The organism is Croceibacterium aestuarii (genome assembly GCF_030657335.1).
Classification (GTDB): Bacteria; Pseudomonadota; Alphaproteobacteria; order Sphingomonadales; family Sphingomonadaceae; genus Croceibacterium_B; species Croceibacterium_B aestuarii.
In genome coordinates this window covers 2,000,608-2,022,024 of record NZ_CP131039.1, presented here as the reverse complement: position 1 = coordinate 2,022,024, position 21,417 = coordinate 2,000,608, and the positions used below count along the sequence as shown (strand labels likewise).

Here is a 21,417-nt window from a genome sequence, read left to right as displayed (position 1 = left end):
CTCGATGCTTGATGGGTGCCGGACTTGGGCAAATCAAGGCCCGGGATCAAGAGCGGGCGCGCCTTGCCACAGGGCAATGGCCCTGTCAAAGAGCCGCGCCGTGTCCACCACCAGCCCCACCGCCGCGCGCCCGCGCCGCTTCGTTCCCTCGGGTCCGCTCAAGGGGCGCACCCGGGTACCTGGCGACAAGTCGATCAGCCACCGCTCGCTGATGTTCGGCGCGCTGGCCGTGGGCGAAACGCGTGTCACGGGACTGCTCGAGGGCGAGGACGTCATGGCCACCGCCGCGGCGCTGCGGGCCATGGGCGCCGCGATCGAGAAGCAGGGCGAGACGTGGTCGATCCACGGTGTCGGCGTCGGCGGCCTGCTGCAGCCGCCCGCACCGCTCGACATGGGCAATTCGGGCACCTCGACAAGGCTGCTCATGGGCCTCGTCGCCAGCCACCTGATCGCCGCGACCTTCATCGGCGATGCCAGCCTGTCGAAACGGCCGATGGGCCGGGTCATCGACCCCCTCTCGCTGACCGGCGCCAATTTCGAGGCGAGCGAAGGCGGCCGCCTCCCGCTGACCGTGCGCGGCATCTCCCCCGCCATGCCGATCGAATACCGCCTCCCGGTCGCCTCGGCGCAAGTCAAGAGCGCGGTGCTGCTCGCCGGGCTCAACACCGCCGGGATCACGCGGGTCATCGAGCCCGTTCCGACCCGCGACCACACCGAGCGCATGCTCCGGGGCTTCGGCGCCGAGCTCGAGGTGGCAAACGATTTCGGCGAGCGGGTCATTACAATCCGCGGCGAGGCGGACCTCATGCCGCAGGACATCGTCGTGCCCGGCGACCCCTCCTCCGCTGCCTTCTTCATCGTCGCCGCGCTGCTCGTGCCGGGCAGCGAACTGACGATCGAAAACGTCGGCATGAACCCGACCCGCGCCGGCCTCGTCGACGTGCTGCAGGAAATGGGCGGGCAGATCGAGGTGCTGAACACGCGCGAAGTCGGCGGCGAGCCGGTCGCCGATCTCGTCGTGCGCCATTCCGAGCTATCGGGCGTCGAGGTAAGTCCCGACGTGGTCCCGAGCATGATCGACGAATTCCCGGTGTTCTTCGTCGCCGCCGCGCTGGCGAAGGGCCAGACCGTGACCACCGGGCTCGAGGAACTGCGGGTCAAGGAATCCGACCGCCTCTCCGCCATGGCGGAAGCGCTGAGCGGCGCCGGTGCGCGCGTCATCGAGCGCGAGGACGGATTGGTGATTGAAGGCACTGGCGGCGAGCCGCTGCGCGGCAGCGCCAACAGCCGAGCCAAAACCCACCTCGACCACCGCATCGCCATGGCCATGGCCGTCGCCGGCCTCGCCAGCCGCGACGGGGTGGACGTGGACGACACGAGGCCGATCGCAACGAGCTTTCCCGCGTTCGAGACGCTCCTTGGCGAGTGCACGGGGTGATCCCGGCGCCCAACCTCTGCCGTCACCCTGAACTTGTTTCAGGGTCCATTTCTCCACTCGCACGGCAACTCGGGACGGCGAAATGGATACTGCAACGAATTCGGCATGACGAAGGAGGAAAGTCGCAATGACCGGCCAACTCGACCTCGCCACCCTCGTCGGCCTCGTAGGCACGGTCCTGATCGTATCGGCTTACGTCTACGTCACCGCGAAGGCCGAGCGCGCCGATCCGTTCGTCCTGCACGGGCTCAACCTCGTCGGCGCCGGCCTGCTGGTTATCTCCCTGCTGGTCCACACTAACCTCCCCTCGCTGCTGCTCGAAGGCATCTGGGCCTGCGTCGCGCTATGGGGCCTTGGCAAGGCATTCTCAGGACGGAGCAAGGCGTGATCATCGCCGTCGACGGACCCACCGCCTCGGGCAAGGGCACCATCGCCAGGGCGCTGGCCGAACACTTCGGCCTACCGCACCTCGACACCGGGCTCCTCTACCGCGCGGTCGGGCGGCAGGTGCAGAAATCGGGCGGCAATCCCGACGACCTCGGCGACGCGCTTGCTGCCACTGCCTTCCCGGAAAGCGTGCTCGATGATCCGGAGCTTCGCAGCGAGGACGTCGGCGGCTACGCCAGCCGCGTCTCGGTCCATCCGGCGGTGAGGCAGATGCTCTACGAACGCCAACGGCAGTTCGCCATGCAACCGGACGGCGCAGTGCTCGACGGGCGCGACATCGGAAGCGTCATCGCGCCGGAAGCCGAGGTGAAGCTGTTCGTCACCGCCAGCGTAGAGGCGCGCGCCGCGCGTCGTTTCGCCGAAATGCAGGCGCGCGGGCAGCCGCACACCCTGGAAGACATCACCGAACACCTGCGTCGCCGCGACGAGCGCGACAGCGCCCGCGCCGAAGCCCCGCTGCGCGCCGCCCCCGACGCCGTGGTCCTCGATACCAGCACCCTGACTGCCCAGGAGGCGATCGCTCGCGCCATCGCCCTCGTCAAAGAGCGGACCGCCTCCTCGGCAAACTGAAAACTTTGACCATTTGTGGCGGAACTATGGCCCGCATGCCTCGTTAGCACAGGCATCCGCCCGTTACTTTAATTGCAGAAACAGGGTCATTGTCATGAAGCGCTTTGCAGTATTTCTCCTCGCCGGCACGCTTGCGGCCTGCGGCCAGGAGCCCGCACAGGACACGAACACCGCCGATACAGAGGCCAACTCGACGGCCACCGCGTCCGCCAATCCCGAACTCGACAGCAAGATCATGGCTGCACTCGAAACCTGCAAGCAGGTCGAGCCGACCTGTGGTGAAGGCTCTCCGGCCGGATACTTCGTATTTCCGGACGTGACCTCGGTTGCGCTTGGCGTCGGTGGCGGCGGCGGCGACGGAGCGCTGGTCAGGAATGGCCAGATCGTGAACTACTATCGAATGGGCGAAGGCAGCGTCGGCCTGCAGGCCGGCGTCGACGCGGCGTCCTACGTCTTCCAGATGCACAACGCCGATCAGCTGCAGCAGTACCAGAACGATGGCGAGTGGACCGTCGGCGCGGGCTCGGACCTGACCATCGCGCAGGCCGGCGCAACGGCGCAGGCGCAGAGCGACAAGCCGACGCTTTACGTCTTCAATTCGGCGGGCCTGATGGCCGACGCGAGCGTCAACGCCATGAAGATCTGGCGGACCGACGAGATTGCCGGATCGAGCGATACCGGTGCGATGTCGTCGTCGATGGAGTCGTCGACGACCAGCTAACCAGGCAAAATAGCGATGCCCGGACGGAGCCCCCCCTTGGTTCCGGGTGCGCGGCCGGGGCCCTGCGGGGCCCCGGTTCCAGTGCGTCATACATCCGCGCTTAATCGCGCCGCTGGCATTGCCAATCCGGGCCGGACGGGCGAGACCCGGTCGGCAAGGACTTGAGCAACAGGGATCGAATTTTCCGTGGCCTATCGTCTACGCGTTGCGCTGCCCTTGGCAGCGCTCGCGCTCACTCCGAATGTCGCCACCGCGCAGGGCTATGGCCCGGCTCTCGTCGACGAGCAGCATTACGAGATGGTCCGCGGCGACACGCTCGACATCGATCTCGATCGCGAAGCCGACTGGGCGAAGGTCGACAGCGAAGCCGTTGCCGCCATCCTTACAACGGGCAACAAGTTGCGGCTCGTCGCGGTCAAGGCCGGCAGGGCGAAGGTCGAGCTGACCGATCACGAAAAGCTGGTCTGGCGCGCCGAAGTCGTGGTTCGCTAGAAAGAGGTTTCCTACAGGTGCGGCAGCGTGGCATTCCAGACGGAATGGACGCGAAATTTCCGATCAGGGCGCGGGCAGCCGGAAAGTCACATCGATTGCGGCCATTGCGTCGATTTACGGATGGCAGGGGCGAAAGTCACAGGTTTTATCGCCCGCTTTCGCGGTCCATCTGCAAGGCGGGTTTCGCTTGCATTTCGGCCCGCTTTCGCTTAGGCGCGCGCCCGTCCGACGGACAATTCCCGACGATGTGCCGGCGAGAACGCGCGACCCCGCGCGCCGCTCCGCATTAGAAGGCCCTGTCCCGAAGACGCCTGTGCCGGCATTCGGCCGCACGGGCAGTTCGGCCACCAAGACCGGCGGACACAACCGCCTGGCCGGAAAAAACGCGAAGTAGGAACATCCAACACATGGCAACCACTGCCAACCCCACACGCGCCGATTTCGAGGCGATGCTCAACGAACAACTCGGCGGCGCCGGCGAAGAGGGCTTCGAAGGCCGCGTCGTCCACGGCACCGTCACCGCCATCGAGAACGGCATGGCGCTGATCGACGTCGGCCTGAAGAGCGAAGGCCGCGTCTCCTTGCGCGAATTCGCCCGCGGCGAAGGCGACGAGCCGCTCAAGGTCGGTGACGACGTCGAAGTCTTCGTCGACCGCGTCGAGAATGCCGACGGCGAAGCGATGCTCAGCCGTGACCGTGCCCGCCGCGAAGCCGCCTGGGACAAGCTGGAAAGCGAATTCGGCGAAGGCAAGCGTGTCGAAGGCCGCATCTTCGGCCGCGTCAAGGGCGGCTTCACCGTCGACCTCGATGGCGCCGTGGCCTTCCTCCCCGGCAGCCAGGTCGACATCCGCCCGGTGCGCGACGTCGGCCCGCTGATGGACATGCCGCAGCCGTTCCAGATCCTCAAGATGGACCGCCGCCGCGGCAATATCGTCGTGTCGCGCCGCGCCGTCCTCGAAGAGACCCGCGCCGAGCAGCGCAGCGAACTGATCGACAAGCTGGCCGAGGGCCAGGTGATCGACGGCGTGGTCAAGAACATCACCGACTACGGCGCCTTCGTCGACCTCGGCGGCATCGATGGCCTGCTGCACGTCACCGACATGAGCTACAAGCGGGTCAACCACCCGAGCGAGGTGATCAACATCGGCGACACCGTCACCGTGCAGATCATCCGCATCAACCAGGACACCCAGCGCATCAGCCTCGGTATGAAGCAGCTGGAGAGCGATCCGTGGGACGGCGTGGGTGCGAAGTACCCGGTCGGCGCCAAGGTCACCGGCACGGTCACCAACATCACCGAATACGGCGCCTTCGTGGAGCTCGAACCGGGCATCGAAGGCTTGGTCCACGTCTCCGAGATGAGCTGGACCAAGAAGAACGTCCACCCGGGCAAGATCGTCTCGACTTCGCAGGAAGTCGAAGTGATGGTGCTCGAAGTGGATGCCGAGAAGCGCCGCATCTCGCTCGGCCTCAAGCAGGCCCAGCGCAACCCGTGGGAAGAGTTCGCGGACGCGCACCCGGTCGGCAGCAAGGTCGAAGGCGAAGTCAAGAACGCCACCGAGTTCGGCCTGTTCATCGGCCTGCCCGGCGACGTCGACGGCATGGTCCACATGTCCGACATCGCCTGGGGCATCTCCGGCGAGGACGCGCTGGCGCTGCACCGCAAGGGCGAGCAGGTCGAAGCGGTCGTTCTCGACGTCGATGTCGACAAGGAGCGCATCAGCCTCGGCATGAAGCAGCTCGAGAAGGGCGCGCCGGCCGCCGGCGCCGCCGCCTCGGCAGGCGGCCTCAAGAAGGGCGACGTGGTCACCGTCACCGTGCTCGAAGTGCGCGACGGCGGCCTCGAAGTCCAGGCCGGCGACGACGGTGCGACGGGCTTCATCAAGCGCAGCGACCTCGGCCGCGACCGCGACGAGCAGCGTCCCGACCGGTTCCAGCCCGGCGCCAAGGTCGACGCCATGGTCACCGGGTTCGACCGCTCGAAGAAGCCGAACTTCTCGATCAAGGCGCGCCAGATTTCCGAGGAGAAGGAAGCCGTTGCGCAGTTCGGGTCTTCGGACTCGGGCGCCAGCCTCGGCGACATTCTCGGCGAAGCGCTGAAGGGCAAGAGCGAGTAATCGCGCGTCGCCCCAGCGAAAGCTGGGGCCGCTTGCCGCTCGCTCGGCGCCTACCCACAGCGATCCCAGCTTCCGCTGGGATGACGAAATGAAGGAAGGCCCGCCCGCTCGGCAGAGCAGGCGGGCCTTTCCTACAGGGCCTGGCGGGCCTACATCCCGACTCGATGCTGCAAGTCCACCAGTTCCCCTGCCTGAGCGACAACTACGGCTACCTCCTGCACGATCCGGCGAGCGGCGAGACGGTGTGCATCGATACCCCCGATGCCGAGGCGTACTTGCGCGAGGCCGAAACCAGGGGCTGGCGGATCACGGCGATCTGGAACACCCACTGGCATCCCGATCACGCCGGCGGCAACGCAGCGATCAAGGCCGCGACGGGATGCGAGATCGTCGCCCCGGCGGTCGACGCGCCGAAGATCGCCGCTGTCGACCGGCAGGTGAAGGGCGGCGACACGGTGCGGATCGGGGAGTGGACGGCGCAAGTCGTCGACGTCGGCGGGCACACGATGGGCCACATCGCCTTTCACCTGCCCGAAGCGCAGATCGCCTTCGTCGGCGATGCGTTGTTCGCGCTTGGCTGCGGCCGCATGTTCGAAGGCACCGCGCCGCAATTCTGGGACAGCCTCTCGCGCCTCAAGGCTCTGCCGCCGCAGACGACGCTCTACTGCGCCCACGAATACACCCAGGCCAACGCCAGATTCGCGCTCCACGCGGACCCGGACAACACCGCCTTGCAGGACTATGCTGCCGAAATCGACCGCAAGCGCGCCGCGGGTGAGCCGACGGTGCCGATGCAGCTCGCGCGCGAGCTGGCGACCAATCCCTTCCTGCGCGCCGATACGCCCGAAATGCGGGCGCGTTGGGGAGGCTCCTCGCCGCCCGAAACCTTCGCCGCAATCAGGGCGGCGAAGGATTCGTTCTGATCCGGCCTACTTGTAGCCGACGGTAAAGCGGCTGCGGATGGAATTGCCCTGTTCCAGCTCGTCGACCATGGCGATGGCATAGTCGGCATAGCTGATCTTGCTCTCGCCGGCCTCGTCGACCACCAAGTCGTCCTTGCCGAGCCGGAAGCTGCCCGGGCCCTTGCGGTCGCCGACGAAGATGGTCATCGCCGGGGAGAAGAAGGTCCACTCGACCTCGTCCTCTTTCTTGAGATCGTCGAGGAAATCGATCCCCGGCTTGACGATGGGCTTGAGGAATTCGGGGAAACCCTCGGAATCGAACACCCGCACGCCATCGGGGTTGGTCAGGCTCGCCGCCCCGCCCATCACCAGCAGGCGGTCGATACCTGCCTTCTTGACCGCACTCAGCAGGGTCGCGGCCGGGACGTCGAAATGCAGCGCGCTGATCACCGCATCCGCCCCGTCGATCAGGCCGGGCAGCGCGGCGGCATCGGAGGCATCGCCCGGTCGCTGTTCGATATGGTCGCCGCTCGGAAGCGTCTCCGCGTTGCGCCCGATCGCAATCACCTCGTGCCCACGCGAAACGAGTTCCTTGGTGATTTCCGAACCGCCCTTGCCGCTCGCTCCGAGTACCGCCACCTTCATCGCTGCTCTCCTTTTTCCCGCCCGTGCCTCACGGGCTTCGAGCGCTGCATAGACCGGAGACCCCGCCCGACCAAGGGGCAGGGGCAAGCTTCATCCGGGGTAAGGCTTGTCCTTGAGCAGCCCTGCCAGGTGAACGGCGTTGCTCGCCAGCATCTTGGCGGTCTGACTGACCTTCTTCGGAGTCTGATCGAGCTCCTTGAAGTCGGTCGAGTGCATCGCCTCGCCCACCCAGTAGCTGATCGCGTTGGCCGGGATTGTCCAACCGAGGTCGTTCAAAGCCTGGTAAAGCTGCGCCGAGCAGTTGTGCGCGCCATCCTCGTTGCCGACCACCGCGGCGACCGCGACCTTGCCGAACGGCGGCATGCGGCCCTTGTCGTCGGTTTCACCGAGGAAAGCATCCATTCGCTCGAGCACGCGCTTGGCGATGGAACTGATCTGGCCGAGCCACACGGGTGTGCCGAAGATCAGAATGTCGTGCGCCAGGATCTTCTCGCGCAGGGCGGGCCAGTCGTCGCCCTCGCCTTCGTCCGAGGTCACGCCGGGTTTGATGGTGTAGTCGGCCATGCGCAGCACTTCGGCGATCTCAACCTCGTGGCGGGCGAACTCGGTCTGCAGGACGCCGATCATCGCGTCGGTGGAACTGGCGTTGTCGCCGCTCGACTTGAGCGTGCAATTGATAGCTATTGCGGAAAGGGCCACGTGCTTCTCCTCGGTTTACACCGGGGAAGCGCGCGGCCCCGCGTCTGCGTTCCGAAAAAGTCAGATGTTGGCGATGATCTCGTCGGCCAGGGTGCGGTCCTCCGCCTCCCCGTGCCGGGCCGCGATCAGGTCGCGGGCCGCTTCGGCAGCGGCAGCGGCGACCTTGGCGCGCAGTTCCTCGACTGCGCTGCGTTCTGCAGAAGCGATCTTTTCCTCGGCCAGCGCCTTGTGGCGCTCGATCAGCGCGGTGGCATCGGCCTTCGCCTTCTCGACGATTTCCTCGGCCTGTTTTTCGGCACCGGCGCGCAGCACGGCGATGTCCTTCTCGGCCTCGGCCGTCTTCTTCGCGTAGCTGTCGCGCAGCTTTTCCGCCTCGTCGCGCAGCGCCTTGGCTTCGTCGAGCTGCGTGCGAATGCCGGCGATGCGGCTGTCGAGAATGCCGGCGATCAGTCCCGGCACGCCCTTCCAGAGAGCTATGGCGAAGACGAACAACATGGCCAGCGCCACGAAGGCGCCGGGGGTCAGCCAGGAGACGCCGAAGGCGGTCGCCTCGGCATGCTCCTCGACACCGTGTCCCGCGGCGGCAGCAAACAACTCAAGCACGGCTCAGGGCCTCCGCAACGGCGGATCGGGCGGTGGTTTCGTCCACCTTCGAACCGGTCAGTTTTGCGACGATCTCGCGGGTCGCCTCGGCCGCCATGGCCTCGATTTCGGTGAGCGCCGCGCGGCGCGCCTCGTCGAGATCCCCGGCAGCTTCGTCGAGCTTCTTGGCGAGGCGCTTGTCCGCGGCCGCGACGCGCTTGGCGGCATCCTTGCCTGCGTCTTCCTTCGCCCTGGCGGTCACCGCCTGAGCTTCGGCATGCGCCTCGTTGATCGTCGCGCGCCAGGCCTCTTCGGCCCGGTCGGCTTCCTCGCGCAGACGCTCGGCCTCGGCAAGATCGGCTTGGATCCGCGCGTCGCGCTGATCTACCGTCTCCTCGACCTTGGGGACGATCCCGCGGCCGACGAAGAAGTAGATCACGCCAAGCACGAGCAGCAGCCAGAACCACTGCGACTGATAGACGAGGGCAAGTTGCGCTAGTTGGGGCATCGGATGGCCTTTACACGAAAATCCGCGGTCAGGACCCGGCGGCGCTTACCGCCGGGCTGGCTGGATCAGCGCGCGTAGAGGATGATCATCGCGACGGCGAACGCCATCAGGCCGAGCAGTTCGGCGGCGGCGAAGCCGATGTACAGGGTGCCCGTCTGGCTGCCGGCCGCGGCCGGGTTGCGCAGCGCGCCCTGAAGGAACGAACCGAACACGAAGCCCACACCGGCGGCGGCGGCACCGACGCCGATCGCCGCGATGCCGGCACCGATAACCTGAGCAGAAGCGAGTTCCATTTTACTAACTCCGTTGGATAAATCGTTGAATGACTAGTGAAGATTGACCGCATCGTTAATGTAGAGCGCGGTCAGAAGGGCGAACACGAAGGCCTGGATCGCGCCCACCAGCAGCTCGAGAGCGCTAACGAAGGCGACGAACAGGAAGGCGAGGACCGAAATGCCATAGCCCATCGGCCCGCCGGCGTTGAGCCCCTGCACCACGAAGTTGCCGAACACCTCGAGCAGGATGTGGCCGGCGAACATGGCGATGAACGGCCGCAGCCCGAGGCTGAACGGACGCACCATGAACGAGACGAACTCGATCGGCGCGATCAGCAGGGTCAGGATGAACGGCGTGCCCTTGGGCACGAACAGGCTGAAGAAGTGCAGCCCATGCTTCCAGAAACCGACGCCCAGGACGATGGCGAAGCTGATGATCGACATCGTGCCGGTCACGGTGAACTGGCTGGTCACGGTGAAGGGATGCGCGCCGGGGACAATGCCGAAGGGCATGGCGCCGATCCAATTCGCGGCGAGGATGAAGACGAAGGCGGTGAACACCCACGGCAAGTACTTGCGCCCTTCGGACCCGATCGACTGCCGGGTCACGTTGTCGAGAAAGCCCGTCAGCATCTCGACCGCCGCCTGCCAGCGGCCGGGGACCAGCTGGCGCTTGGTTCCGCCCCACATGAAGACCACGATCACGCCGAGGACGATGAGCATCCACAGCGCGGAATTGGTGAACACGAATGGCGACGCTTCCAGGTTCCCGCCGCCGAGCGACTGGATCTGGAACTGGTGCATCGGATCGATCTTGGCGGGGCCTGCCACTGCTTCGTCTTCCCTGTCCGTCTGCGCCTATTGGCTATTCTTGTTCATCCGCACGACGTGAATGCACGCGCCGGCGAATGCGAGGAACATGAGCACGATGGTAAGCCACGGCAGGGTGCCGAGAACATTGTCGAGCACCAAGCCGATGAGGATTCCGCCGAGCGGATACCCCACCATGGTCGAGATCACCTGCATGCCGATGTTCTGGCCGGTGCCGGCGGTGCCATGCTCCTTCGCCACGCGTGCGTCTTCCGCGGTGCGCGCGGCGGCAATGCGATCTTCAAGCGAATCGATCTGCGGATCTTCGCCGATGGGTGCGTTGTCGGGATCGTTGGCCACGATGAAGCTGGTGCCTCGCGCAGGGGTTGCAATGAAATTCGCGGCCAGAGAGGTCCCCGGCCGACGACGCGCCGCCATTAGGGGGGCTGGCAGGCCGAGTCAACCGCACGTGCCGCAGTGCAAAACGACAGCGCCGCCTGCCGGCGCGTTGCCAGCAGACGGCGCGTGCAGGGACTTTAGGGCGGCGTCCTACGGACAGCGGGGGTCGCGCACCGGCGGGCCGTTGCCGCGGGTTTGCCAGGACCCGTCGGGCGCCTGGTACTTTTCCCCGGGCGACGTGCGCGCGATCGCGAGACAGCCGGCGGTAAAGGCATATTCCTCGAGCGTTGCCGAAGCGGCCTTGGCCTTGTCGGCATAGACCGCGCGGCGCTTGATATTGATGTCGTCGACCAGCTTGCGCAGCGCTGCATCGCCGCTTCCGACAATCGCCAGGTAGCCGTCCATTTTTTCGCCCACCTTGCCCGCCGCGCGCGCGGCTTCGTACGCCGGGTCGCGCTGGGCGAAGGCGGGCGTAGCCAGACCAGTCAGGGCCAGGGCGACAGCCGAAAAGGCCAGCGTAGCGCGTTTGAAACCGGTGTTCATGCCATTCTCCATCAAAAGATGTCCGCGTTTTCGTCGATCGTGTTCCCGGCATCTTCCGCCAGGCGGTAAATTACTTCCTGCTTGATGTTGATGTTCAGTTCGATGACGATCGGCTCGCTCGGTGCATTGACCGTAACACAGCCGCTCGTCAGGACCGAACCCAGCACGCCGATCGCTGCCGCATTGGCCCGCAAGCCCCACTGCATCGCGGGCTTATGCGCCGGGCCGGCACCGTTGGTCAATTTCGCAGCTGTCATGGCATTTCCTCGCTTTCGCGGCGCTGAATGGGCGGTTCATTGGTGAGCTTTTCGCCGGAGGGGGCCGGCGGTGTAGGCGGCGGCGCGGAACCGCGCTTGATGACATTGCCGTCCTTGTCGAGCAGGCCGACGCTGGCATCGCGCGGATCCTTAACGGCCGAGGGATCGTAGAGCGATCGCAGGTTCGAGATCAGCTGGTAGAACGAGGCTCGGACGTTGACCACGAAGCGGATCGGCAGTTTGGCGATCTTGCGGGTAAGGAAATTCTTCTTCGCACCCTCGCCCTGGTGGACGCCGTCGAAGCGCACCTGGGTGACGATCTCGCCAGTCAGCGGCCCGTTCATTCCTATCGTCATATGATCGTAATCGAGCGACTTGAGCGCGTCGAAGGCAAAATTGGCGATCGCCCCCATGTCTTCGTACGTCAGCGCTCCGACGTAGGAGACGTTGCCCGGTCCGCGCGACGCCAGTTCGCCGCCGACGATGCGCCCGTTGCCTTCGGTGTCGAACACCAGCGGCAGGCTGCCGTCGAATGTACCCGTGGCGCTGATGTTGCTCAGCGCCATGCGCTGGACGAATTGCGAGGCTTCGAGTCCCTTGATGTCGAGGACGTAGGTCCGCTCTTCGGACGCGCCGATGTTGAGCTTGATCGGGCGCAGCGTCAGCGTGCCGCCCATGAACGGCCAGGTTCCGCCGGTGACCGAGAGGACCTCGCCGTTCCTGATCTCGATGCCGATCTCGCCGTCGTAGACCTCGATGCCGGGGTTGATCGTCTTGATGCTGAAGCGCTGGTCGGGTGCCGTCGTCAGCCCGAGAAGGTCGGTGAAGTTCAGCGTGCCCGATGCCCCCGTCACCTGACCGAACGCGGCGGCGAAATCGAGCGAATCGCTCGAGAAACTGCCGGTACTGGTCACGCCTTGCTCGTTCCAGTCGATCCGGCCCGAACCGGTGACGGTTCCATCGACGTTGGCGACCACGCCCAGCGCAAGCTTGCTCAGCGCCTCGGGCTGAAGCCTGCTGTCGAAGGCGATTCCGGGTACGGACAAATCGGCAAAACCGCGCCCGGTGCCGAGGTCGTGGTGGATGGCGACAGCGGTGACGAGGCGATCGGAGGCCGGTTCGCGCAGCGCGGCATCGGCGAGGATCACGTTGTCCTCAAGAGACAGCGTCGCGCCTCGGGCCTCGAGCGGCTCGAAACGCGCTTGCGGCTGGCGGTCGACAAGTCGGAATTCCCCGTCGGCGATGGATAGCACGCCCTCCGAATAGGACCAGTTGCCGCTGGACCCGAGCAGATCGAGAGGGACGGCATAGAGCCTGACGTCGGCGCCGTCGAAGGTGCCTGAAATTCCCTTGCCGACGACCGCCGACAGGTCGCTGATCGCGAACGTCGAGGCGGTGTCCCGCGGGCCGAGCGTGACCCGCAAGGTTCGGGCGGCAATCGTGCCGGGATAGGCGATGCCGACCGGACCGCTGGCGATCGCGATAGGCGTCTGTCCGAGTCGCCCCGTAACATCGAGCGACGGTGCGCCGGCTGCGATCTTGAGCCCGCCGCGGTCATAGCGAACGATCGGCTGACCGCGCGCCGGGCAGAGCGTCAAGGCCCGCCGGTCCAGCTCGAGGTTGGCGAACCGCAGCGCCGCGAAGCGCAAGTCGGTACAATTGCGCCACAAGGCCAGACCCCCCGCCGGCGACCAATTGCCGTTCAGCGGCAGCTCGAGATCGCGGGCGATGCCGCCGGGCAGTTCGCCGCTCACCACCGCGCGGCCCGAAAAGCCCAATCGGCCCCCGTTCGACACCAGCGAGAGGCCGGGGATCGCCAGCTTCCCGCCCGCGGAGGAATATTCGGCCATCGTCATGCGAGCGGCAAAACCGGTACCGCCGCGCTGTTCGATGCGCCCTTCGATCCGCGGCAGGTCGCGTCCCCCGCTCGCGAAATTGCCGGCAACGCGCGGGGCGCCCTTGCCCGATTCGCCGTATTTCAAGCGCGAGACGGCCAGCAGCTTCTGGCCGCTGCCACCGACGACTTGCGCCTGCGGGACTACCACCGCCAGCACATCGCCGGTGCGCCGCAGCTCGGCATGTCCTGCCAGAGTGCTGCCCTGGGCCTCGCGCAGGATCGCCCCGCGCACCTTGCGCAGCAACGCCGCGGCGAAAGTGCCCTCGGTGCTGTCCGCCAGGCTGCCGAGCGTTTCGTCCAGCGCCGGACCGGGGTTGACGCCCCGCCCGGTGAAGTCGCCGTCGAGGCGCAGCCAGTCGAACCCGTCCCCGGCCCGCACGGTCCCGCTGGCGCTGAGCGAGCCGATATCGACCTGCGGATGGCGGGCATCTTCTCCGCCGAGGTCGTAACTGGCGGTGAGCTCGGAATCCCGGAAGGTGGCCTTGCCATCGAGGGACAGCGCACCGAGCGTTGCCGCAGCCAGCTTGGCGCCGCGCGTCTTTGCGCGCAGATCGGCTTCGACGCCGGCCATGTCCCGGTCCAGTTGCAGCTTGGCGTCGATGACCGTGCCGGCGAGGTCGATGCCGCCGTCCGCGCAGGCGAGCCCGGCCAAGCGCACAGGTCCCTCGAACTGCGGCCGTTCGGCGTCGATCCCGATCCGCCCGAACAGCGTCGTCCCGCTCGCCTCGCACCCCCCCACCGCCAGTTCGGGTGCGGTCAGCGCCAGCTTTCCGGCAAAGCCGCCGCGCAAATGCCCCCGTCCTTCGGCCTTGATGCCGACAGGGCCGTATTCGCTCTCCAGCAGGGCCCGGGCGTCGACGAGTTCGAGCGTCATGTTGGGAAATTCGAACGGCGCGGTCGAACCGGTGAATACAAGCGGATCGAGCGCTCCGAAGCTCAGCTTTCTGCCGTAATAGGTGCCGTAGAGACGCGGCTTGACGAGAGTTACGCTGGCCACATCGGGCAGGCCGAGGCGATAGCGCATGGTGACTTCGGCGCGCTCGATCGTCAGGTCGGGGCGGTCCGGGTCGCCGATGACGATATTCTTCAAAACCTGCCGGCGGCCGCCAATGCTCTCGATCTCGTAGCGCGCCTCGACGCCCTTATCCGCAAGCGTCGCGCCGATCAGGTTGTCGGCAATGTCCTTGCGCTGGATCCAGAAGGCTGCCGCGGCCAGCGCGAACACGAGTAAGAACGGGAAAATGATCCAGCGCCGCCAGAACGAACGTCGCGGTCCCGGCTCTCCCGGTTCGGGGGTCGTCGCAGCGTCCTCGGCCATTGCCGCACACTTGCGCGAGGCGCGTGGCAAAGGCAATGCAACATTCGCACCGGGGAAAGGGTGGGTGTGTCGCGAAATCAGCCCGAATCAGGCACTAAGGCCGAGCAGGCGGGAACGGGGCACCGCGCCCGCCTGCGCCAGCGGCTGCTCGACGGCGGGTCCGAGGCGCTGGCCGATTACGAAGTGCTCGAATACCTGCTCTATGCCGCCATCCCGCGCGGCGACACCAAGCCCGCGGCCAAGGCCCTGCTGGCACGGTTCGGTTCGCTCGCCGGCGTCCTCGAAGCCGACCACCGCCAGCTTGAAGACGTCGACGGTGTCGGCGCGGCAAGCGCCGCCGCGCTCAAGGCCGTGGCGCTCGCCGCGCGGCGAATGGCGCGTTCGAAGGTCCGCGAGAAGACCGTGCTCGGCAGCTGGCAGGCGCTGCTCGACTACCTGACCATCGACATGGCGCACCTCACGCTGGAGCGCGTCCGCGTCCTCTACCTCGACGCGCGCAACCGCCTGATCCTCGACCACATGGCGCAGGAAGGCACGATCGACGAAGCGGCGATACACCCGCGCGAAGTCGTCAAGAAGGGGCTCGAGGTCGGCGCCAGCGCCATGATCCTGGTGCACAACCACCCGAGCGGCAACCCCGAACCGAGCCGCGCCGACATCCAGATCACCCGCCGTATCGCCGAGGTAGGCCAGTTGCTCGGCATCACCGTCCACGACCATGTGATCATCGGCAGCGAAGGCCACGTCAGCCTGAAGGCGAAGGGCCTGATCTAGGGCGAGCAGGTTGAAGCGGGCCCGGCGTCCAGGTCGAGGCAGCGGCCGTCGACTTCCCCTTCGGGTATCGCCACGCCGGCCAGCGCCGCGAGCGTGGGCGCGATGTCGACCACGCGGACCGGAAGCGGCTGCTCGAACCCGGCCAGGCCCTTGCGCCAGAACAGGATCGGCACCCGCCGGTCGTAGTCCCACGGCGAACCGTGCGTCGCGACCGCGCCCGGCACCGGCCGCGCGATCGGGGTCACCGCCTGCTTCAGCAGAACGACGATGTCGCCCGAGCGAGGGGCATAGAACGAAGCGCGGGCGCGGTCCTCGAGCGACCATTCGTCGACCGGCCCGGACGGCACCGGATGGGCGGCCAGCTCGTCGGCGTCGAACACCGCGGCAACCTGCGGAAATGCGCCGAGCCGTTTGATCGCCGCCGCCTTGACCCTGGCCTGCACCTCGGCAGGCAGCCCGCGATTGACGTGGTAGTCGCCGGCGGGCCCGCCGAGGAGCGGCGCCGGCAGTGCCGGATCGAGACCGAGCTCGGCGGCGATCGCGGCGCCGACATCGCGGGCATTGAGCTGCGGATCGATCCGGCCCGCCGCCGGGTCGCCCTGCATGTCGATGCGCTCGGGAATGTCGTGCCCGCCATGGTCGGCGGTAAGCACGACGGCATAATCGATGCCCTTGGCGTCGAGGAAATCGAACAGCCCGCCCAGCGACCGGTCGAGCGCAGCCTGCTGGATGCACATTTCGACTCCCTGGTTGCCGAAAGCATGGCCGACGTAGTCGTTGGCCGAAAGGCTGACGTTCAGCACGTCGGTCGCCTCGTCCTGGCCCAGCCGCATCGCCTCGACGAGCTTCTCGGCAACCTCGATCGTCCATCGGTCGAGCGCCGGACTGGTCCGGAATGCGCCATCGGCGCCGCCCGCCCGCGCGAAATGGCCGGTACCGACCGACAAGGTCCCGGTCACCGGGATTTCGCGCTCGAGATGCCGGCACCACTCCGGTACCGCCATAGCTTGGGCAGGCGCGGCAAATTCGGGCGCCAGCCGGGAATTGACCTCCGCCACGGCCTGGGCGGATGTCCGCTCCGGTGTCGTGGTAAACCGGCCCCGCTTCCAGAAGTACACCGCGTCGGCCGTCTTGCCGCCCAACATCAGCGCTGCACGGTCCTTCCCCGAGACGGCGACGTTGCGCGACGCCGGCTCCACCGCCCGGATGCGCTCGCCCAGCGTCGGCACGAGCAGGTGCCGGGCGGATTCGACATAGTGCTGATGATCGCTGCCCGCAGCGGTCTCGTCTTCCGCGCAATAGACGACCTTGTCCGCGCGGCCGATCCGCTGGTCGATCCAGCTATTGGCGATGATCCCGCTGCGCGCCGGATTCGCGCCGGTCATGATGGCGCCGTGCCCGGGGCACGTTTCGGTCGCAGCCTGGCCATGATAGCCCGATGGAAAGACCACGCCCTCGCTCAGTCGGCGCAGCCCTCCGGTGTAGTGCTGGCGGTATTGCGCAAACTGGTCGGCGGAAAACTGGTCGACGACGACGGCGACGATCAGCTTCGGCGCTCCTTCCTCTTCGGCAAGGGCCGGAGCAGCAGCGATCAGCCCCAGAGACGCGAGCACTGCGGCGCCAAGTGTGCGTAGGGATTTCAAGTTTCCGACCTTCCGATTGCTATCTTTTCGCCGATAGCCCCGATTTCGAGCACTTCCGTGACAACCCCGCCCGACTGGCGTTTCCGACGAGGTCTAGCGGGCGCTGATACCGTAGCGGGCATACTTGCGCTCCAGAGAGGGTTCTCGCGCCAGGGCTGCCGCGACGTCCTCCGCTCCCTTCGCGTCGCCCATGGCCCGCCGCACCACGCCCCGCATGAACAGCGACGGGCTCAGTTCGGGGCTCGACAGCAGGGCTGCGTCGATGTCGTCAAGGGCTTCCTGGAAGCGGGCGAGCCGGAAATAGGCCATCGCCCGGCTGTCGAGCACCGGCGGCGACCAGCTCGACTGCTCCACCGCGCGGGTGCAGATCTGGGCCAGGTCGTCCGTCTGGTAGTTCCAGCTCGCCTTGTACCAGCACCGCGCGTTGAGCATGGCTGGATCGCCGGGACGTTCGGCCAGAAGCTCTTCGATCCGGGCGTAGCCTTCATCCTTGCGGCCGGCCTGGGCGTAGAGATTGCTCAGTTCCATCACGATGGCTTGCCGCTCGTTCGCATCGCCGTCGAGATTCTCGACGATGGCAACGGCCTCGTCGACCCGGTCGAGCTCGGCGAGGATCTGTGCCTCGTAGATGCCCGTCCCGACCGACGGGTCGAGATCGGAGGCCGCGCGGGCGTCCGCCAAGGCATCGTCGAGACGGCCCAGATCGGCCAGCAGCCCCGCGCGCGCCCAGTAGGCCTGACTGTCCGGCTCGAGTTCAATCACCTTGTCGAGGTCGGCCAGCGCGCCGCTGCGGTCGTAGGTGCCGCTGCGGAAGCGGGCGCGGTTGCGATAGTTGTCGGCGTCGTCCGGATCCTTTTCGATGAGCCGCGAATAAGCCGCTTCGATCGCTGCAAGCCGCGAACGGTCCTCGGCCCCGGCAAAAGCGAAGCGCCGCGCCGTCGCGCGCGGTGCTTCGAGCGTCAGGGCAAGCGAGCCGAGACGGCTGGCGCGCGAGCGCTCGGCCATCGCCTGGTCGGCCGACAGCTCGCCGCCCTGCGAGGTGGCGAAATCGGTCACGACAACGCGATCGCCCTCGATCTTCGCGCTGCGTTCGAGGTGTGTCCCGGCAATGTCCTCGTCCAGTGCCGCCTTCCCCTCGAGTTCGAACTTGCCGTCGGTTTCGGGCAGCAGAATCGTGACCTCGTCCTTTTCCGCCATGGGTCCATCGAGCTGGACCGGAAGCTCGCTCCAGGCCTTGCGCGAGCGGTCGGGCTTGAACTCGAAACCGGTGGTGACGAGGTTCAGCGGCCGCTTGCCCTGGCCGCGATCCCACCGCCACGGCGATGTCATGAGTCCGTTCGCCCGGACGATCGCGCGGTTGCCCGCTGCATCGAAGGTCATAGAGCCCTCGACGACTTGCGCCGGGCCGAGAACCGAGATCACGAACCCGGAGACGAGATCGTCCATCTGGTCCTTGCCCGCCTGATCGATCAGCGCGCGCACGTTGCCGGCAAGCGAGCCGGCGATGGTCCACTCTGCATTGAACAGCATCGGCAGATCGAGCCCGGCGCGGCTATCGTATTCGATCCTGGCGATGCGGTCGAATTGAGCGGCCGCGCGCGGCGTCATCGCGACGAGTTCGGCGCCCTTCGGGCGGACGGGCAAGGCGTTCCTGAATGGCGGTACCGCCTTCAGCGTCGCCAGCGTTGCGCCCGAATCGGTTCCGTCGAGCCAGTATTCCTCGCCGCCGGCATTCGCGTGGACGATGATGTGATCGAACGCCCCGGGCATCGGCTGCATGTCCGGCACTGCGTCTCCCGCGACCGAACTGACCAGCGCGGGCTCGGCCTCGATGCCCATCTCGTGCAACAGCGCGAGCAGCAGGAGGGTCTTGGCCTTGCAGTCGCCATAGCGCTTTTGCCAGGTGTCCGCCGGGCTCTGCGGGATGTAGTTGCCGCCCTCCATGCCGACAGCGAGATAGGCCACTTCGTCCTGCACCAGCCGCAACGCGGCGGCCATTCGCGGCAAGGTTTCCGCGTTCGCCGCCACGATTTTCGCGACTTCGGCGGCCAAGGGCCCTTCGGGCGCTATGGTGCCTGCAGTCGAATAGAGCGGCGCCATGACGCGCGAGACTTCGCCCCAGTCGGCAAAGCTGCTGGCTTGGAGCAGGACCGGCAGCTTGTAGCGGGTCGGCGCGTCTTCCGGCATGTCCTCCGGCTTGGCGAGCGGCAGGGTGACGGTGATCGATTCGAACCCGCCGTCGGCGACCGGCTCGGGCAGCTCGATGCTGCGCGTGGCGGACCAGTGGACGTCGGATCCGGCAGGCCACGACAGCTGCACGCTGGCCGCCTTGGCCTCGAACGGAACCGCGGGCAACGGGGCGACCGACTGCATTTCCTTGCCCAGCGTCTGGTCGGAAATCGTCGTGCTGTAGGCGACGCGCAAGACATCGCCGACGCGCAGCCCGGGTACTGTCAGCGTCGCGGTCATCGCACCGGTAAGGGTGCGCTGCTCGAGTTGCTGTTCGCGGCGCAGCACGTCGAACTTGGCGCCCTGCGCCAGCACGTCGATGGTCTGATCGCCGCGGACGATCGAAACGCCATGGATGATCAGGTCGCCCTTATCGGGCAGCCACGGAGCCTGGATGGTCCCCAGCGCATTGAGCATCTGCGGGTTGTCGACCCGCAGCGCCCGGTCGATGTAGCTGGTGACGGTTCCGTCGGCGAGCCGTCGCTGATCGTCATAGAGGATGATCGTCGGGCTTTCGGCCACGGCCGGCAACGGCTTCACCGAGACCCATTCCGGGGCGGGCCGATAGAGCGGCTCCTCCCCCGCAATCGCCGGCGCAGCCAGAGCCGCGGCTGACAGCAAAAACAGATATTTGAACATATTCGATGCGCCCCCTGCTGCGGTCCCACCCGCACTTCCGGCGGTACAAAAACATGCTGCTTACGGCAATGCAAACGCATTTGTGGCGGCGCCTGCGCTTGCCATCGCGGCGCGCGGCTTCTAGCGGCTGCGGCATCCCGTCCGCACCGGAGTTCTCGATGGTCCCCCGCTATTCTCGCCCTGCCATGACCGCGATCTGGGAGCCGGAAGCGCGCTATCGCATCTGGTTCGAGATCGAGGCCCATGCGACCGACAAGCTCGGCGATCTCGGCGTCGTCCCGAAGAGCGCCGCCAAGGCGCTGTGGGACTGGTGGAAGACCGATCCGAAGATCGACGTCGAAGCGATCGACGCGATCGAGGCGGTGACCAAGCACGACGTCATCGCCTTCCTCGACTGGGTCGCGCAACAGGTCGGGCCCGAGGCGCGCTTCATGCACCAGGGGATGACCAGCTCGGACGTGCTCGACACGACGCTCGCGGTGCAGCTCGCCCGCTCGGCCGACATCCTGCTCGAGGACCTCGACGCCCTCCTTGCCGCGCTCAAGCGCCGGGCGATGGAGCACAAGTACACCCCGACCATCGGCCGCAGCCACGGCATCCACGCCGAGCCGGTCACCTTCGGGCTCAAGATGGCCGAGGCCTATGCCGAGTTCAGCCGCGCCCGCGCCCGCCTCGTCAACGTCCGCGCGGAAATCGCCACCTGCGCGATCAGCGGCGCGGTCGGCACCTTCGCCAACATCGATCCGGCGGTGGAAGAGCACGTCGCCGAGCGCCTCGGCCTCGCGGTCGAACCGGTCTCGACCCAGGTCATCCCCCGCGACCGCCACGCGATGTTCTTCGCGACGCTGGCGGTCATCGCCAGCTCGATGGAGCGCCTCGCGGTCGAAGTGCGTCACCTGCAACGCACCGAAGTGCTCGAGGCCGAGGAGTACTTCAGCCCGGGTCAGAAGGGCTCGAGCGCGATGCCGCACAAGCGCAACCCGATCCTGACCGAGAACCTGACCGGGCAGGCGCGGATCATCCGCAGCTATGCCATGCCGGCGATGGAGAACGTGGCGCTGTGGCACGAGCGCGACATTTCGCACTCCTCGGTCGAGCGCTTCATCGGCCCCGATGCCTGCATCACGCTTGACTTCGCCCTCGCCCGCCTCGCCGGGGTGATCGACAAGCTGCTGGTCTATCCCGAGCGGATGAAGAAGAACCTCGACCGGATGGGCGGCCTGGTCCACTCGCAGCGCGTCCTGCTCGCGCTGACCCAGGCGGGGCTGACCCGCGACGACGCCTATCACCTCGTCCAACGCAACGCGATGAAGGTGTGGGAATCCGACGGCGAGCTTTCGCTGCTCGAACTGCTCAAGGCCGATCCCGAGGTCTCCGCGGCGCTCTCCGCCCGCGAACTCGAGGAGAAGTTCGACCTCGACTACCACTTCAAGAACGTCGACCGCATCTTCGAGCGGGTCTTCGCCTGACGCTTTCCTTCCGCCCGCATTGGACCTAGGTTCGCGGCAACCA

21 protein-coding genes are annotated in these 21,417 nt (G+C 66.8%); 9 read left to right on the top strand and 12 right to left on the bottom strand.

Annotated features, from left to right (window positions below):
* Positions 1-76 precede the first annotated feature (76 nt).
* The 7 genes from aroA (at position 77) to gloB (ending at position 6,708) form a co-directional block, all read left to right on the top strand.
* The gene (aroA, locus tag Q7I88_RS09980; RefSeq protein ID WP_305095769.1) at positions 77-1,438 is read left to right on the top strand and encodes a 3-phosphoshikimate 1-carboxyvinyltransferase; all 1,362 of its coding nucleotides are present in this window, start codon (positions 77-79) and stop codon (positions 1,436-1,438) included.
* A gap of 127 nt (positions 1,439-1,565) precedes the next feature.
* Entirely contained in the window at positions 1,566-1,826 is a 261-nt protein-coding gene (locus tag Q7I88_RS09975) for a CBU_0592 family membrane protein (protein ID WP_305095768.1), read from the top strand.
* The gene (locus Q7I88_RS09970) at positions 1,823-2,455 is read left to right on the top strand and encodes a (d)CMP kinase (protein ID WP_305095767.1); all 633 of its coding nucleotides are present in this window, start codon (positions 1,823-1,825) and stop codon (positions 2,453-2,455) included. The genes Q7I88_RS09975 and Q7I88_RS09970 overlap by 4 nt, the downstream gene beginning before the upstream one ends.
* Before the next feature lie 94 nt (positions 2,456-2,549).
* Entirely contained in the window at positions 2,550-3,176 is a 627-nt protein-coding gene (locus Q7I88_RS09965) for a YSC84-related protein (protein WP_305095766.1), read from the top strand.
* A gap of 186 nt (positions 3,177-3,362) precedes the next feature.
* Positions 3,363-3,668: a hypothetical protein gene (locus tag Q7I88_RS09960; RefSeq protein WP_305095765.1), complete on the top strand. Its 306-nt coding sequence runs from the start codon at positions 3,363-3,365 to the stop codon at positions 3,666-3,668.
* Between the two features lie 296 nt (positions 3,669-3,964).
* Entirely contained in the window at positions 3,965-5,785 is a 1,821-nt protein-coding gene (gene rpsA, locus Q7I88_RS09955) for a 30S ribosomal protein S1 (protein ID WP_439648386.1), read from the top strand.
* 164 nt (positions 5,786-5,949) lie between these two features.
* The gene (gene gloB, locus Q7I88_RS09950; protein ID WP_305095763.1) at positions 5,950-6,708 is read left to right on the top strand and encodes a hydroxyacylglutathione hydrolase; all 759 of its coding nucleotides are present in this window, start codon (positions 5,950-5,952) and stop codon (positions 6,706-6,708) included.
* A 6-nt stretch (positions 6,709-6,714) separates the two neighbouring features.
* Here gloB and Q7I88_RS09945 read toward each other — a convergent pair whose 3' ends face one another.
* The 10 genes from Q7I88_RS09945 to Q7I88_RS09900 all read right to left on the bottom strand — a co-directional run bounded on the left by Q7I88_RS09945 (position 6,715) and on the right by Q7I88_RS09900 (position 14,620).
* Positions 6,715-7,332, bottom strand: coding sequence for an NAD(P)-dependent oxidoreductase (locus Q7I88_RS09945; RefSeq protein ID WP_305095762.1), 618 nt, complete (start codon positions 7,330-7,332; stop codon positions 6,715-6,717).
* Between the two features lie 90 nt (positions 7,333-7,422).
* Positions 7,423-8,031 (bottom strand): flavodoxin family protein, encoded by a 609-nt coding sequence (locus tag Q7I88_RS09940; RefSeq protein WP_305095761.1) that lies wholly within the window; start codon positions 8,029-8,031, stop codon positions 7,423-7,425.
* 60 nt (positions 8,032-8,091) lie between these two features.
* Positions 8,092-8,634, bottom strand: coding sequence for a F0F1 ATP synthase subunit B family protein (locus tag Q7I88_RS09935; RefSeq protein ID WP_305095760.1), 543 nt, complete (start codon positions 8,632-8,634; stop codon positions 8,092-8,094).
* Positions 8,627-9,121 (bottom strand): F0F1 ATP synthase subunit B family protein, encoded by a 495-nt coding sequence (locus Q7I88_RS09930; protein WP_305095759.1) that lies wholly within the window; start codon positions 9,119-9,121, stop codon positions 8,627-8,629. Before Q7I88_RS09930 ends, Q7I88_RS09935 begins: the two co-directional genes overlap by 8 nt.
* Positions 9,122-9,186: 65 nt before the next feature.
* Positions 9,187-9,414, bottom strand: a complete 228-nt coding sequence (locus Q7I88_RS09925; protein ID WP_159793335.1) for an ATP synthase subunit C-like protein — start codon at positions 9,412-9,414, stop codon at positions 9,187-9,189.
* 33 nt (positions 9,415-9,447) lie between these two features.
* Positions 9,448-10,200 (bottom strand): F0F1 ATP synthase subunit A, encoded by a 753-nt coding sequence (locus Q7I88_RS09920; RefSeq protein WP_305098596.1) that lies wholly within the window; start codon positions 10,198-10,200, stop codon positions 9,448-9,450.
* Positions 10,201-10,254: 54 nt separating this feature from the next.
* The gene (locus Q7I88_RS09915) at positions 10,255-10,566 is read right to left on the bottom strand and encodes an AtpZ/AtpI family protein (protein WP_305095758.1); all 312 of its coding nucleotides are present in this window, start codon (positions 10,564-10,566) and stop codon (positions 10,255-10,257) included.
* A 189-nt stretch (positions 10,567-10,755) separates the two neighbouring features.
* On the bottom strand, positions 10,756-11,148 hold the full coding sequence (locus tag Q7I88_RS09910; protein ID WP_305095757.1) for a YdbL family probable chaperone protein: 393 nt from the start codon (positions 11,146-11,148) through the stop codon (positions 10,756-10,758).
* A gap of 11 nt (positions 11,149-11,159) precedes the next feature.
* Positions 11,160-11,405 carry a YnbE family lipoprotein gene (locus Q7I88_RS09905; protein ID WP_305095756.1) on the bottom strand — a complete coding sequence of 82 codons (246 nt, stop codon included), beginning with the start codon at positions 11,403-11,405 and terminating at the stop codon, positions 11,160-11,162.
* On the bottom strand, positions 11,402-14,620 hold the full coding sequence (locus Q7I88_RS09900) for an intermembrane phospholipid transport protein YdbH family protein (RefSeq protein ID WP_305095755.1): 3,219 nt from the start codon (positions 14,618-14,620) through the stop codon (positions 11,402-11,404). Before Q7I88_RS09900 ends, Q7I88_RS09905 begins: the two co-directional genes overlap by 4 nt.
* Before the next feature lie 66 nt (positions 14,621-14,686).
* Between Q7I88_RS09900 and radC the strand changes: the two genes are divergently transcribed.
* On the top strand, positions 14,687-15,394 hold the full coding sequence (gene radC, locus Q7I88_RS09895) for a RadC family protein (protein WP_305095754.1): 708 nt from the start codon (positions 14,687-14,689) through the stop codon (positions 15,392-15,394).
* Here radC and Q7I88_RS09890 read toward each other — a convergent pair.
* Both Q7I88_RS09890 and Q7I88_RS09885 read right to left on the bottom strand, forming a co-directional pair.
* Positions 15,391-17,037, bottom strand: a complete 1,647-nt coding sequence (locus Q7I88_RS09890; protein WP_305095753.1) for an alkaline phosphatase family protein — start codon at positions 17,035-17,037, stop codon at positions 15,391-15,393. The two genes, radC and Q7I88_RS09890, sit on opposite strands and share 4 nt — an antisense overlap.
* A gap of 93 nt (positions 17,038-17,130) precedes the next feature.
* Positions 17,131-19,905, bottom strand: coding sequence for a DUF3857 domain-containing protein (locus Q7I88_RS09885; protein WP_305095752.1), 2,775 nt, complete (start codon positions 19,903-19,905; stop codon positions 17,131-17,133).
* A 158-nt stretch (positions 19,906-20,063) separates the two neighbouring features.
* Here Q7I88_RS09885 and purB point away from each other — a divergent pair, with 158 nt between their 5' ends.
* Positions 20,064-21,374 carry an adenylosuccinate lyase gene (gene purB, locus Q7I88_RS09880; RefSeq protein ID WP_305095751.1) on the top strand — a complete coding sequence of 437 codons (1,311 nt, stop codon included), beginning with the start codon at positions 20,064-20,066 and terminating at the stop codon, positions 21,372-21,374.
* The last annotated feature ends 43 nt before the right edge of the window (positions 21,375-21,417 follow it).